At 72.7% G+C, this 14101-nt stretch carries 10 protein-coding genes; 4 read left to right on the forward strand and 6 right to left on the reverse strand.

Annotated features, from left to right (window positions below):
* Nucleotides 1–21: 21 nt before the first annotated feature.
* Nucleotides 22–489, forward strand: coding sequence for a winged helix-turn-helix transcriptional regulator (locus ACFWVC_RS19495; RefSeq protein WP_384286992.1), 468 nt, complete (start codon nucleotides 22–24; stop codon nucleotides 487–489).
* Between the two features lie 617 nt (nucleotides 490–1106).
* On the opposite strand, the gene ACFWVC_RS19500 is transcribed toward ACFWVC_RS19495, so the two are convergent.
* The gene (locus ACFWVC_RS19500) at nucleotides 1107–2201 is read right to left on the reverse strand and encodes a LacI family DNA-binding transcriptional regulator (RefSeq protein WP_384286995.1); all 1095 of its coding nucleotides are present in this window, start codon (nucleotides 2199–2201) and stop codon (nucleotides 1107–1109) included.
* A gap of 351 nt (nucleotides 2202–2552) precedes the next feature.
* On the opposite strand from ACFWVC_RS19500, the gene ACFWVC_RS19505 reads away from it, so the two are divergent.
* The 3 genes from ACFWVC_RS19505 (at nucleotide 2553) to ACFWVC_RS19515 (ending at nucleotide 6790) form a co-directional block, all read left to right on the forward strand.
* The gene (locus tag ACFWVC_RS19505; protein ID WP_384286998.1) at nucleotides 2553–3800 is read left to right on the forward strand and encodes a glycosyl hydrolase; all 1248 of its coding nucleotides are present in this window, start codon (nucleotides 2553–2555) and stop codon (nucleotides 3798–3800) included.
* Between the two features lie 100 nt (nucleotides 3801–3900).
* On the forward strand, nucleotides 3901–5304 hold the full coding sequence (sthA, locus tag ACFWVC_RS19510; protein ID WP_384287000.1) for a Si-specific NAD(P)(+) transhydrogenase: 1404 nt from the start codon (nucleotides 3901–3903) through the stop codon (nucleotides 5302–5304).
* A gap of 130 nt (nucleotides 5305–5434) precedes the next feature.
* Nucleotides 5435–6790 (forward strand): FAD-binding oxidoreductase, encoded by a 1356-nt coding sequence (locus ACFWVC_RS19515; protein WP_384287002.1) that lies wholly within the window; start codon nucleotides 5435–5437, stop codon nucleotides 6788–6790.
* Nucleotides 6791–6926: 136 nt separating this feature from the next.
* On the opposite strand, the gene ACFWVC_RS19520 is transcribed toward ACFWVC_RS19515, so the two are convergent.
* The 5 genes from ACFWVC_RS19520 to ACFWVC_RS19540 form a co-directional block, all read right to left on the reverse strand.
* On the reverse strand, nucleotides 6927–7244 hold the full coding sequence (locus ACFWVC_RS19520) for a hypothetical protein (RefSeq protein ID WP_384287004.1): 318 nt from the start codon (nucleotides 7242–7244) through the stop codon (nucleotides 6927–6929).
* Between the two features lie 399 nt (nucleotides 7245–7643).
* Nucleotides 7644–7898 (reverse strand): hypothetical protein, encoded by a 255-nt coding sequence (locus ACFWVC_RS19525; RefSeq protein ID WP_384287007.1) that lies wholly within the window; start codon nucleotides 7896–7898, stop codon nucleotides 7644–7646.
* A 324-nt stretch (nucleotides 7899–8222) separates the two neighbouring features.
* Nucleotides 8223–8858, reverse strand: coding sequence for a hypothetical protein (locus ACFWVC_RS19530; RefSeq protein ID WP_384287009.1), 636 nt, complete (start codon nucleotides 8856–8858; stop codon nucleotides 8223–8225).
* A gap of 209 nt (nucleotides 8859–9067) precedes the next feature.
* Nucleotides 9068–10069: a helix-turn-helix domain-containing protein gene (locus ACFWVC_RS19535; protein ID WP_384287012.1), complete on the reverse strand. Its 1002-nt coding sequence runs from the start codon at nucleotides 10067–10069 to the stop codon at nucleotides 9068–9070.
* Nucleotides 10070–10219: 150 nt separating this feature from the next.
* Nucleotides 10220–14062, reverse strand: coding sequence for a S8 family peptidase (locus ACFWVC_RS19540; RefSeq protein ID WP_384287014.1), 3843 nt, complete (start codon nucleotides 14060–14062; stop codon nucleotides 10220–10222).
* Nucleotides 14063–14101: the final 39 nt, after the last annotated feature.

Genomic DNA, 14101 nt, shown 5'->3' on the forward strand with positions numbered 1-14101 from the left:
AACTCAGATAGGATCGACCGCATGGAATACCTCGACCAGGACGTGTCCAACTGCTCGGTGGGGCGCGCCGTCGACCTCGTCGGCCAGCCGTGGGTGCTGCTGATCCTCCGCGAGGTCACGCGCGGGGTCCGGCGGTTCAGCGACATCCAGAACCACTTGGGCGTGTCCCGCTCGGTCCTCAGCACCCGGCTGAACGGCATGGTCGAGCGCGGCCTCCTGGAACTGCGCGACTACCAGGAGCCGGGTGCGCGGCGGCGCTCCGAGTACGTGCTCACGGCCATGGGCCGTGACCTCTACCCCCTGATCACGGCGCTCCGCCAGTGGGGCGACAAGTACCTCGCCGATCCCGAGGGCCCTTCGCTCCTGGCGACGCACCACGCGTGCGGGGCGCCCGTGCGGGTGTCCCTCATGTGCGGGGAGGGCCACCTCCTCGCGTCTGGCGAGGAGGTGGATCGCCGCCCGGGCCCGGCGGCGCGTCCGCGGCTTTGACGTGGCATGCTTTCCCCCGCCCGCCCTCCCGTGTGCCCTGTGAAGTCACGCACCCCGGCGCGCGTGGTTCCTGGGCCGGGTTCGGGGCCTCCGGGGCTGGCCATTCTGGACAGCACATTTTGGTGCCTCAGGCACTCTCCATTGATCACCCCGGGTTGTGCACCCAAATATGCTCCACAGTCCAGAACACCCACCCCTACGACCCCGCCCCCTCCGTAGTAGCAAGCGCCTGATCCCCAGCGGGGGGTAGGGAGGCAGTCCGGCTGACCGCGGTTGCCTGGCGACAGCCCCATGGCGTGTGGGCGGTGACGCCTGGGCGGCTGATGTGCCGCCGCACCACCCATCGGCGTGCGCCATGGCCGCCTCAATCCCCCACTGGGGATCAGGCGCATGACGAAACCGAGGGGGCGGGGGTGCAGGGGTGGGCGTTCTGGACGGTGCGGGATATTTGTGTGCGGCATCCGGGTCGGGACGGGATGGGCAGGTGCCGGAAACGCACGTAAATATCCCAGTCCAGAATGGCCAGCCCCGGAGGCCCCGCACCCGGCCCACCCCACACGCGCGCCGGGCCGCCCGGACTTCACAGAGCACACGGGCGGGAGGGCGGGGAAAAAAACCTACCCGGACCGCAACCGCCCCGTACTGCCACGAACAACAAGCTCCGGCGTAGGCACCTGGACGCCCCGCGCGACAGCGCCATCAAGCAGCGCGAGCAACTCCGTCGCGGCACACCGCCCCACCCCGGGGGTGTCACGCACCAGCGCCGTGAGCGGAGGATGGGTGGCCCGGCACAACGGCGAGTCGTCGAAGGCGACGAGGGACAGGTCGCCCGGTACGGACAGCCCGCGCCGGGCGGCGACGGCCGCCCCCGCCACCGCCATCACGTCGTTGTCGTAGACGATCGCCGTGGGCGGATCGGCTTCGGCCAGCACACGGCACGTGACCTCCGCACCCTGGTCGCCGGAGTAGTCCGTGGTGACCGAGCGGGCCGCCGCCACCCCGAGGCGGTCGGCCTCGGCCCGCAGCGAGGCGATGCGGCGCGCGGTGTGGGCCAGTTGCGGCATCCCCGCCACGTGCACGACGCGGCGATGGCCCAGGGCGTGCAGGTGGCGGGCGATCGCGGCCATCGCGGCGGTGTCGTCGGCCCACACGGTGGAGATCCCGGGGTGCGCGGCGGTCCCGTCCGGCGTGGTGCCGATGACGACGGCGGGCAGGCCGAGGGAGGCCAGGAGTTCCGGACGGGGGTCGCCGGCGTGCGGGTCGACCACGATCACCCCGTCGACCCGCTGCTCCGCCCACCACCTGCGGTAGACGTCGCACTCCGCCTCGCCGTCCTCCACCACGCGGAAGAGCAGGCCCAGTTGGCGTGCGGAGAGCACCTCCTGGAGGCCCGAGACGAGTTGCAGGAAGAACGACTCGACGCCGAGGGTGTTCGCCGGCCGGGCCAGGACCAGGCCGACCGTGGCCGCGCCCTCCCCGGACAGCGCGCGGGCGGCGGTGCTGGCCTGCCAGCCCAGTTGCTCGGCGACCGCGCGGACGCGGCGGCGCGTGGCGTCGGACACGCCGGGCCGGTCGTTGAGGGCGAAGGAGACCGCGCTCTCGGACACGCCCGCCCGGCGGGCGATGTCCTTCATGGTCGGGCGGCGCGCGGGGACGCGCCGGTCGGCGCGGCCCGCGGGCGCCGGTTCCGCCGGCCGCTCGTGCGCCGTCATCAAGCCCCTCTCACCGTCCGCGTCCACGAATCCCCGCTGTGGGCTGCCAGTATTCACCAGCGGGGTGCCACCCATCGCTATAGCGCTTGAGCGCGGCACTTCTAAAGCGCATTAGCACGTCTCCCCCATTTCTTTGCCAATTCCTTTACCGAGGCCCTGACCTGTGCGTTCGGCCGCTCAAAGAGCCTTTGCCCAGCATGAGTTGACTTTCCCGGTGAGCGATGCGAGTTTGGCGGGGGCGCCGGGCGGCCGGCTCCCCCGGCCGAGCCGGTCGCGGCATGGCCCCTCCCCCGGCCCGCCCGACAGCCCCGGCGTGCCGCCCGCGCCCACCCCCCGACACCTGGACCTGCCATGACCCCGCGCCTAGGCGTCAACTACACCCCGAGCCAGGGCTGGTTCCATCACTGGCTGGACTTCGACCTCGACGCGGTCCGCGCGGATCTCGACTCCATCGCAGGGCTGGGCCTCGACCACATCCGGGTGTTCCCGCTGTGGCCGCTGTTCCAGCCCAACCGCGCGCTGATCCGGCCGCGGGCGGTCGAGCAACTGGTCGCCCTGGCCGACGCCGCCGCCGAGCGCGGACTGGACGTCAACGTCGACGGTCTGCAGGGCCATCTGTCCAGCTTCGACTTCCTGCCCGCGTGGACCGGCACCTGGCACCGGCGGAACATCTTCACCGACCCCGACGTCGTCGCGGCGGAGGCCGAGTATCTGCGCACCCTGGCCGCGGCCCTCGCCGACCGGCCCAACTTCCTCGGCATGACGGTCGGCAACGAGATCAACCAGTTCTCCGGCCCGCCGCACCCGGACCCCGACCGCATCGGCCCCGCGCAGGCCGAGGCGTGGCTGCGCCTGATGCTCGACGCGTGCGAGCGCGGCGCCCCCGGCGCGCTGCATCTGCACGCGGAGTACGACGCCGCCTGGTACCAGGACGACCACGCCTTCACGCCCGGCCAGGCCGCCCGCCTCGGATTCGCCACCGCCGTGCACTCCTGGGTGTTCAACGGCACCGCGCAGCGGCACGGCCACGCGGGTGTCGCCACCGAGCACCACGCCGCCTACCTCATCGAGCTCTCCAAGGCGTGGGCCACCGACCCGCACCGGCCCGTCTGGCTCCAGGAGGTCGGCGCCCCCGCGCCGCTGATCCCTCCGGACCACGCCGCCGCCTTCGCTTCGGCCACCATCGCCAACGCGCTGGACTGCACCGACCTGTGGGGCATCACCTGGTGGTGCTCGCACGACGTCGCGCGGAGCCTCGCCGACTTCCCGGAGCTGGAGTACACGCTCGGCCTGCTCACCAACGACCGCCGGGTGAAACCCGTCGGCGCCGCCGTCGCCCGCGCGGCCGCCGAACTGCGTTCAGGACCGGCGCCGGCCCCGCTCCCCCGCACCACCGCGCTCGTCGTGGACGTCGGCGACCCCGGGACGGCGCCGCACCGCGCCACCTGCGCCCCGGGGGGCGAGGTGTTCGAGGCGTGGGCGGCCCTCACCGCGCGCGGCGTCCGTCCGGCCCTCGTCCTGGCCGACCGCGCGCAGGATCGGGCCCACCTGGCCGCGCGCGGCATCACCGAGGTCGTCACCCCCGCCGGGGCCCGCTGACGCCGCCCGGGCAGGGCGGGGCGCGGGCGGGACGGCGTGCGCCGTCCCCGACCCGGGACCTCCCTTTCCCCGGAGCGTCACCCCCTGTCAGACTCGGCCCGTGACCGAATTCGACCTGCTCGTCATCGGATCCGGCCCGGGCGGCCAGAAGGCCGCCATCGCCGCGGCCAAGCTCGGCCGCCGGGTCGCCATCGTCGACCGCCCCGACATGCTGGGCGGCGTCTCCATCCACACCGGCACCATTCCGTCGAAGACCCTGCGCGAGGCGGTGCTGTATCTCACCGGCCTGACCCAGCGCGACATGTACGGGCAGAGCTACCGCCTCAAGGAGGACATCACCGTCGCCGACCTCACCGCGCGCACCCAGCACGTGGTGAGCCGTGAGGTGGACGTGATCCGCAGCCAACTGGCCCGCAACCGCGTCGCGATGCTGCCGGGCACCGGCCGCTTCGTGGACGAGCACACCGTCGCCGTGCGGGACGCCTCCGGCCAGGACACGCTGGTGACGGCGGGGCACATCGTGATCGCGACGGGCACCCGGCCGGCCCGCCCGGCGAGCGTCGAGTTCGACGACCGCACGATCATGGACTCCGACAGCGTGCTGAACCTGGAGCGGGTCCCCCGCTCGATGGTGATCGTCGGCGCCGGCGTCATCGGCATCGAGTACGCCTCGATGTTCGCCGCGCTCGGCACCAAGGTGACGGTGGTCGAGCAGCGCGACGGCATGCTGGACTTCTGCGACGTCGAGGTCGTCGAGGCCCTCAAGTACCACCTGCGCGACCTGGCGGTGACCTTCCGCTTCGGCGAGACCGTGGCGGCCGTCGAGCGGCATGCCACCGGCGCGCTGACCCTGCTGGCGAGCGGCAAGAAGATCCCCGCGGACACCGTGATGTACTCGGCGGGCCGGCAGGGGCTCACCGAGGCACTCGATCTCGACAAGGCGGGGCTGGCCGCGGACAAGCGCGGCCGGATAACGGTCGACGAGCACTACCGGACCGCGGTGCCGCACATCTACGCGGTCGGCGACGTGATCGGCTTCCCCGCGCTGGCCGCCACCTCGATGGAGCAGGGCCGGGCCGCCGCGTACCACGCGTGCGAGGAGCCGGTGAACGCCATGCGCGGCCTGCAGCCGATCGGCATCTACACCATCCCCGAGATCAGCTTCGTCGGCCGGACCGAGGACCAGCTGACCGACGACAACGTCCCGTTCGAGGTCGGTATCTCGCGCTACCGCGAGCTGGCCCGCGGCCAGATCATCGGCGATTCGCACGGCATGCTGAAGCTCCTGGTGTCGCCCGCGGACCGCACGCTGCTCGGCGTGCACTGCTTCGGCTCCGGGGCGACGGAGCTGCTGCACATCGGGCAGGCCGTGATGGGTTGCGGCGGCACGGTCGACTACCTGGTGGACGCCGTGTTCAACTACCCGACGCTCGCCGAGTCCTACAAGGTGGCCGCGCTCGACGCGACCAACAAGATCCGCCAGATCGACCGGCTCACCGGCTGAGTCCCCGCGGCGGTCGCGGGACCGGGGTCCCGCGTACGGGTCGCCCGCGGCCGCGGGCGACCCGTACGGCCTGCGGTTAGCCTGGGACGACGCATGCGCCACACCGCCTGACGGCGGCCAGGAGGTCGTCATGAGCGATCCCACGCGGATTCCGGGCGTCGAGGGGGCGATCGTCCGCAAGGGCGACGCCGGCTACGAGGACGTCCGGAGCAGTCAGCTGTGGAACGGGTACCAGCCGCGGCGCCACCCCGATGTCATCGTCCGCGCCGCTTCGGTGCGCGACGTACCGGCGGCCATCGCGATGGCCCGCGCCGAGGGCCTGCGGGTCGCGGTGCGCACGGGGGGCCACAGCTGGTGCGGCGCGCCCCTGCGCGACGGCGGGATGCTGCTGGACCTGTCGGCCCTGCGCCGCTGCGCCGTGGACCCCGCCCGCGCCACCGCGACCGTCGAGCCCGGGATGCTGTCCGCCGGGCTGTCGCGCACCCTGGCCGGCGCCGGTCTCGCCTTCCCGACCGGGCACTGCCCCACGGTCGCCCTCGGCGGCTATCTGCTCAGCGGGGGCCTCGGCTGGAACTCCGGTGAGTGGGGACCGGCGTGCGCGAGCATTCGTGCGATCGAGGCCGTCACCGCGGACGGCGAGGTCGTGCGCTGCGACGAACGGGAGAACGCCGACCTCTTCTGGGCGGCGCGAGGCGCGGGACCGGGCTTCTTCGCCGTCGTGACCGCGTTCCGGCTGGCCCTGCGGCCCCGCCCGGCGGCGATCGCCACGACCTCCTACGTGTGCCACCTCGGCGAGGTCGAGAGCCTCGCCGACTGGGCCACCGACACTGCCGAGGAACTGCCCCCGAACGTGGAGGTCGCCTTCACCCTCCTGACCGATGCCGGCTCGGGGGAGGTCGTCGTCTCGTTGTCCGGCACCGCGTTCGCGGGCTCCCACGACGAGGCCGCCCGCGCGCTGGCACCGCTCGCCGGAGCGCCCCTCTCGGCACCCCCGCTGCGCCGGGCCGTCGCGGAGCCCACGTCCATGGAGGCCCTGTACGCGAGGGCCGCCGAGGTCTGGCCGGAGAGGCACCGCTACGCGGCCGACACCCTGTGGTCCTACGCGGACCGGGGCACCCTGCTGAGCCGGCTCGGCGATGCCCTCAGCCGCGCGCCCTCGGCGAAGTCCCTCGTCCTGGCGCCGCTCGCCCCGGCCTCTCGGAACCGGGAGCTCTGGCGCGACATGGCGTTCTCCGCCCTGGGCGACACCGAAGTCGCGCCGTACGCGGTCTGGGACGACCCGTCACGGGACGAGGTCAACGTCCGGTGGCTGCGCGAGACGATGGCGTCCGTCGCGCCGCTCGGGACCGGGCACTACATCGCCGAGGCGGATCTGTCCGCGGACGACTCGCGTGCCCGCAGGTCGTACACGGCGGCGGACTGGGCGCGGCTCGGGGCGCTGCGGGCGAGGTACGACCCCGACGGGCTCTTCCACTCGTTCCCCTGACCAGGCCCTGGAGTACTCCGGCCGGTCCTCGGGAAGGCCCGGAACCGGCCGCACTCGGCGCACGCGGCAGGGCCGCCACCTCTTGCGAGGTAACGGCCCTGTCGTACTGCCATTGTTGCGCTCAGATCGTCAGACCTCAGCGGAAGAAGCCGTAGTAGCCGCCGTAGCCCGGGCCCCAGCCGCCTCCCCAGCCGCCCCAGCCGTTGCCCCAGCCACCCCAGCCGTTGCCCCAGCCGCCGCCCCAGCCGCCGTGGCCCCAGCCACCCCAGCCGCCGCCGCCCCAGCCGCCGCCGCCCCAGCCGCCGCCCCATTCGTGCGCGGAGGCGACTGCCTTCTGCGGGGCAGCCTCGTGCGGTGATGCCGCACTGGCCGCTGATGCTCCGGCAACTGCCAGCAGCGGAGCAACGAAGGCCGCTGCGACGATCCTGCGAGTCGTAAACTTGTTCGCGCGCATGTCGTTCCCTTTACGGTGTGAACGTTTCAGGAGTGGCCAGAAAGTCTGACCGCCGCCGCACCGGTTTCGTGCGCGTGGCCCCGGTGCGACCGGGGTGTGCCCGGGTCCTTGGGACGGGACACACCATCACTGGTGTGGAACGCCATATCCGATGTGCCTAGTTGAAGGCGTCCCAAGAGCACCGTAGGCACGTTAGTGGCCCAGAGTCAAAGGATTCCGACAAATTACGCGAACTCGGACAAATAAACCCGCCCTCGAAGGGGCGGCAGCCGCCGTTCTGACGCGCCGTCCGCAGCTCAAGTGCCCTGCCCTACAGGAGACTTGAGCTCGACACCTGAGCCCCGGAAGCACAGGGTTCGCGCCGGCTACGCAGCGTGCGCGACTACCGAGAGTGTGTGATCAGCCTGAGGAGAGTTGCTCGGAGAGCTTCTCCGACACGGTGTCGACGAGGTCGCCCACCGTCCCCATCCGCTCGACCTCGTCGGCCAGCAGCATCACGCCCACCTTGCGCTCCACGGCGTCGGCCGCCCGCTGCTTGCCCTGGTCCCCCAGGCGGAGCCCGGCGAAGGTCACCTCGGGCCTCACCTCGTCCACCGCCACGCCCGCGCACTCGGCGACGATCCTGCGGACGATCTGCGCGACGTCATGCGTCATGTCCCCGTGCCCTCTTCTCCCCATTGACTGCTGCGGAGTACGTCTACCCCCGCGGCAGCGCGGCCAGTACCGGAGAACAGGGGGGAACGCGCCCGCGGCGGTCACGGGACGGAGACAGGCGGGCGCGTCACGTCGCATCCCGTCGGCGCGGAGGAACGCGGGAGCCACACAAAGGGGAAGCGCAAAGGGGAAGAAGGAGAAAGAAAAGAAGGGTGAGGAGAGAAGGAGGCGGGAAACTCACGCCGACATCTCGTCAGCCGGGCGGCCCGGTGCGCGACCGGGCCACGGTACCGACGGATGACGGCATGAGCCTGCCGGGACGGATCAGTGCGACCCGTCCGGATGCATGTTCTTGATCTTGATCCAGTCGCGGCTGCGCCGCCCCGGCAGATAGGGGCTGGTCAGCCGTTTCGCCACGATCCCGTCATAACCCTCCTGACGGATGTGCTGCAGTGCCTCCGCCGCCATGGCCGGCCAGTAGGGCGGGACGGCGACGAACGGGCCCGACATGCCCAGGTCGTCCAGGAGGGCGCGGCGGGCGGTGTACGGGGAGTGCAGCACCGGCTCCCCCAAGTGGAGGATGTCGTAGACCATCAGCCGGGCGGGCATGTCCCCGGCCGCCTGATCGACGGCCGCGGGATGCCGCAGACTCATCCGCCGCTGCAGCCGTTCCATGGAAGGACCGCCGTGCTTGCCCAAGGTGATGATCTCGCCGTCGAGCACGGCGACCATCCCCGGTGGCAGCACGTCGGGCAGTTGTCGTAGTTCGGGATACACGCTGGTGACGTCCTGGCCGATCCCGGAGATCAGCCGAACCCGGCCGTCCCCCGGCAGATGGACCAGAACTCGGGCACCGTTGAAGAGCGGCTCGAACCCGTACTGCGCCTCGTCCTCCGGCCCGGGCAGCGGACCGGCCACCGCCAGCATGGGCGACCAGGACGGCAGGGCAGCCTGCTCCACGGAACCCGCTGGTAGGCGGGTACTCATGGTTCAAGCCTCCCACCAACCGGCCGGGTCCGCGACGAGGGCGGGAAGCTCTGGCCAACGGTCGGGGTCCGGGGCCCGTGGACCGCGGCCCGCCACGGCCGGCCCGCACGGCCTGCGTCCGCGCGCCGGCGAGCCGCCCTTCTCTGATCTGACGCTCCGTCACATCACGGTCGCGGCCCGCCTCAGAGCCAGCCGCGGCGGGCGGCCTGCCAGGCGAGTTGCATCCGTGTGTCGGCGCCGGCGAGCGTCATCATGTGCTGGATGTGGCGCTGCACGGTGCGCCTGCTCAGCCCCATCTGACTGGCTATGGCCTTGTCGGCGACGCCCGCCACGAGCAGCGAGAGCAGCCGTCGGTCGGTCTCGGAGAGCGGGTCGGAGTCGACGACCCCGTCGCTTCCCTCGACACCGCCGGAGGCACTGACATTGAGCGGGACCGCGGTCTCCCAGTAGCGCTCGAACAGCGAGATGAGCGCCTCCAGCAGGCTGCTGCCGCGTACGAGCGCTGCCGTGGCCTCGCTTGGGCTGCCCTGGGGTCCGCCGGGGACCAGCGGGCAGATGGCGATGGCCCGGTCGGCGACGGCCAGGCGCAGCGGCAGGTGCGGGACCGAGCGGGCGATCTCGCCCGCGCGCACGCCCTCGACGACGTTGTCGATGGCACCCTCGTCGTCGAAGAAGGCCTGTTCGTAGAGGACGCGGTAGCGCACCCCGCGGCCGAGCGCGTCGTACTCGGCGCGGTTGCTGCCCGAGGGCATCGCGACGTACTGGGCCTTGCAGAACCAGAGCATCTCGTGGCGGGCGTTGTCCTGCATCTGGCGCAGGTGCTGGCGCAGTGCCTCGGCGCCGGTGATGACCTCGATGAGCTGGCCGGGGTCATGCCTGCGGCGGGTGCTGCGGTAGCTGTCGAGCAGGTCCGTGACGGCGGTGCGGGCCTTGTCGAGTGCGTCGGCGTTGCGCTGCAGCCGCGGCAGGAGCGCCACGTCGGGCGGCACGGCGGCGTAGTGCAGCGGGTCGCGGTCCGTCGGGCTGGCGAGTCCCTTGCCGCGCAGGGCCGCGAGGACCGCCTCGACGGAGTCGCGCGGGAGTCCGGTCTGGTCGGCGACCTCCTGGGCCGATGCGGTCGCGGTCCCGACCAGGAGCCGGTACACCGTCTCCTCGATCGCCGTGAGGCCTGCCGCCTCCAGCATGCCGTGCCCCTCCCTCGCCGCGGCCGGCCCCGTGAAGCGGAACGGCCCGTCGAAGTTTGCACTGCCGGACCCCGCCGGGCAAGCAAACGGCGGGTGCCGGGGGTCGCGCCCCGGCACCCGCCGTTGCTCAGTCGTTCGGCCGGACCGGCGTCACCGCCCCGAGGAGGGGCCGTGGTGCAGGTAGGCGCGGTCGATCGTCTGCCGCACCGTGTTGCCCGCGGCGTCCACCGCGGTCACCCGCAGGCTGACGTACGCGTCCCCGCGCACACCCGCCGGACGCTCGACGGCGGCGGTGAAGTGCGTGCCGCCGTGCCGCGCGGTGCGGGCCGGCCGCCACGTCCGTCCGTCGTCGTACGAGGCGTCGACGCGCAGCGCCACCACGCGGGGCGCGGCCAGGCCGTCCTGGGTGCGGACGTCCAGGCCGAGGGTGTGCGTGCGCTGCGAACCCACGGCGTTGTTCAGGTCCACCGGCACCGACCAGTCGGCCTGGAGCAGCGGCAGCAGGGCCGGGCGGGCCGCGGTGTCCGAACGGAACGTCCAGGACGTGCTGGTGGAGGTGGAGAAGCGCCAGTCGTCGGAGGTACGGGCGGTCGTCAGGTCCAGCCGGTATCCGGCCTTGCCCGCAGGCACCTCGAAGTCGCCCCACGCACCGAGGTCGGACTGCGCGATGCGCTCCCCGTTCCGGTACAGCTCCGCGTGGGCCACGTCACTCAGGTCGGGCGCCCGGGTGCCGACGCCGCCGCCGCTGACGACCTCCGCGTAGGACCAGTGGCCGGCCGCGGAGTCGGCGAACTCGGGGACGTAGAAGGACAGGGTGTCGCCGTTGCGCACCGACGCGGGCCAGCCGCCGACGCCGTGCGGGATCGACGGACGCACCGGGGCCGCGAACCAGCGCTCGGTGACGCGCTGTCCGGGCCGGTAGGTGTGCGGCGCGTCCCGCATGCCGGCCTGCAGTTCGAAGTCGCGGTTCATGACGAGGTTGTGGTGCACGGTGTGGTTCCACAGCGTGTCACCGGCCGTGACGTACTCGACGCGCTGCCGTCCCACCGGCACGTCGCGGGTGTACTGGTTCCAGGCGGTCTCCTGGTAGGGCCGCCAGCCGAACCGCTGCTCGCTCGCCCAGCCGGAGGCGCCGGTGCGGGTGTAGTCGGCGCGGACGACCGCGCTCTCGTGGTCGGAGACGGTGTACACCAGGTGCTCGGGTACGCGCTGCTTGGACACCTGCATGACGTCGTACAGGTACGGGCTGTGCACCGTGCCCGAGAAGTCCACCGTCGTGGTGCGCTTTCCGGCCCGCTTGAGCAGGTCGGTGCCCTCCACCGCCCCGGCGCGCATGATGGGCAGGGCCATCCGCTCGCCGTCGGGGTACCACCGCGTCCAGGGGAAGAAGCCCTCGGGCATGACGAGCATCAGCGCCTTGGCCCCGGCGTCCGCGGCGGCCTTCGCCAGCGCGGTGTCGTTGCCGAAGTCGTAGCGGATGACGGCCAGTTTGCCGCGCACGTGGGCGGCCTTGAGGTCGGCGGCCGTGCCGGCGCCGGCGTCCACCGCGGTCAGCCGGACGCCCTTGTCGTCGAAGACCCTGGAGGCCGGCAGGTAGTACGGGGTGAAGGCCGAGGAGGTGCCGGAGACCTTCGCGCGCAGCTGGGGCGCCGTCATCTGCCAGCGCGAGGCGAACTCGAAGGTCCCGTCGGTGACCTGGGCGGTCGGGCTGACGTAGACGCGCTTGGCGACGTCGAAGAACATCACGCCCTGGATCAGCCCGTGGCCCTCGATGCGGCGGTACGTCTGGTAGCTGAGGATCCCGTGCTGCTCGGCGGGCTTGGGCGTGCGGATCTTCACCTCGGTGGTCTTGGAGGCGTCGAGCGTCACCGTGGTGTCCTTGGTGACCTTCACCTGCGGGTTGACCACCTCGCGCAGTTCCTGGCCGTCGGCGGCGGTGTCCAGCGTGCTGAAGCTGACCTGGTAGGTGCCCTCCTCCACGACCGCGACCGAGGGTTCGAAGCTGGTGTACTGGGCGAAGCCGTCGGCGCCCCAGATCGTCGGCGCGGCCTGCGGGATCACCTTGCCGTCGCGGTCGCGGGCGACCACGGTGAGCTGGTGCAGGGGCGCGTGCACGGCCAGCGAGACCGTGGTGTGGGCGACCACGGCGCCGCCAGCGCCGGTGGCGGTGAGGTAGCCGTAGTAGGTGCCGCGGACCGCGTGCGCGGCGTCCGTGCGCAGCGGCACGTCGGCCGAGGCGCCGGGGGCGACGTGCACGGTGCCGGAGCCGGGGGTGACCACGCCGGCCGGCAGGGCGATGCCGTCCGCGTTGGCCAGGGCGACGGCGAGCTTCAGGTCGACCGGCTGGTCGCCGGAGTTGGTGTAGTGCACGGTGGCCGCCTGCTGCTGCCCGCCGGTGCCGTCGGTCTGCAGCGCGGGAAGGGTGACGGTGCCGGTCGCCGTGACGGCGCCGGTGGCCGTGGCCAGGTCGATGCGGCCGCCGCCCTGCGCGGTCACCTTGGTGCCGGCGACGGTGTGCGCGGTGCTGATGAGCGCGTCCTTCAGCGCTTGCGCGTTCCAGTCCGGGTGCTCCTGGGCGAGCAGCGCGGCCGCGCCCGCCACGTGCGGGGTGGCCATCGAGGTGCCGGACGCCGCCGTGTAGTTCGCGTCGACCGGGTCGCCCATGGTGGTGCCCGAGGCGCGCGCGGCGACGATGCCGACGCCGGGGGCGGTGACATCGGGCTTGACGGCCTTGTCGCCGAGGCGCGGACCGCGGCTGGAGAAGGAGGCGAGGGAGTCGTCGCGGTCGACGGCGCCCACCGTGAGAGCGGCGTCGGCCGCGCCGGGCGAGCCGATGGTGGAGTCGCCCTGCTCGCCCGCGTTGCCCGCGGCGACGACGAAGAGCGTGCCGCCCGGCGACGACAGGGTGTTGAGGGCCTGGCTCATCGGGTCGGTGCCGTCGGTCGGCGCGTCCGAGCCCAGGCTCATGTTGACGACCTTGGCGTGCTCGCCGGCCGCCCACTCCATGCCGGCGATGACGGCCGACTCCGAGCCGTAGCCGTCGTCGCCCAGCACCTTGCCGACCAGGAGGTCGGCGTGCGGGGCGACACCGCGGCGGGTGCCCGACGACGCCGCTCCGGTGCCGCCCACGATCGAGGCGACGTGCGTGCCGTGACCGAAGTGGTCATCGGTGTTGCCGCTGTCGGAGAAGTCCTTGGACTCCGCGATCCGCCCCTTGAGGTCCGGGTGGCCGGCGTCGACGCCGGTGTCCAGCACGGCCACCTTCACGCCCTGGCCCTCGTAGCCGGCCTTCCAGGCGGTGGGCGCGTTGATCTGCGCGGTGCTCCGGTCCAGTACGGGCGCCACCTTGCCGTCCAGCCAGACGCGCGGGGTCGCCGCGACTCTGGCGGCACCCGAGGCGTCGCCGGGGCGCAGGGTCTTCCAGAACGCGCCGAGGTCGTCCCCGGCCACGCGCAACGACCGCGCGTCGATGCTGTCCAGGCGGTGCTCGGGGGCCGACGGCACGTTGAACGCGGCGATCCGGCCGGCGACGGCGGCCGCCGTCTTCGCGCTCCGCGCGGTCACCTTGGCCAGGCCGGAACGCGGGGCGGCCGAGACGATCAGCGGCAGCGCCGAGGTCCGTGCCTCGTCGTAGCCCTGGGCGATGAGGGCCGTCACGTCGAAGAGGCGGCGGTCCAGCGTCCCCGCGGCCACCAGGTCGGCGGCGTCCGAGGGCAGCACGGTCAGTGAGCCGTCGTCCTTCTCGAAGGTCCGGAAGACGATGCCCTGGCGGCCCGGCCCCGGCTCCACCGACGCGGCGTGGTGCCCGTCGGCTCCCGGCGTCACCGTCACGCGGTCGCCGGTCACCAGTCGTACGGTCACGGACGACCCGCCCTGGCCGCCGGCGGGTCGCGCCGCGGAGTCCTGGGGTGTCCTGGCGGAGGCGGACGGTACGCCTCCGGCGGTCAGCAACAGTCCTGTCGATATTGCCGCCGTCAGGCGGATCCATGCCATCAGCCAAGCACCTTTCGTACAGCTGGAGGTCACGCGCTG

The sequence above is a fragment of the Streptomyces sp. NPDC058691 genome (genome assembly GCF_042714775.1).
In the GTDB taxonomy this organism is placed as follows: Bacteria; Actinomycetota; Actinomycetes; order Streptomycetales; family Streptomycetaceae; genus Actinacidiphila.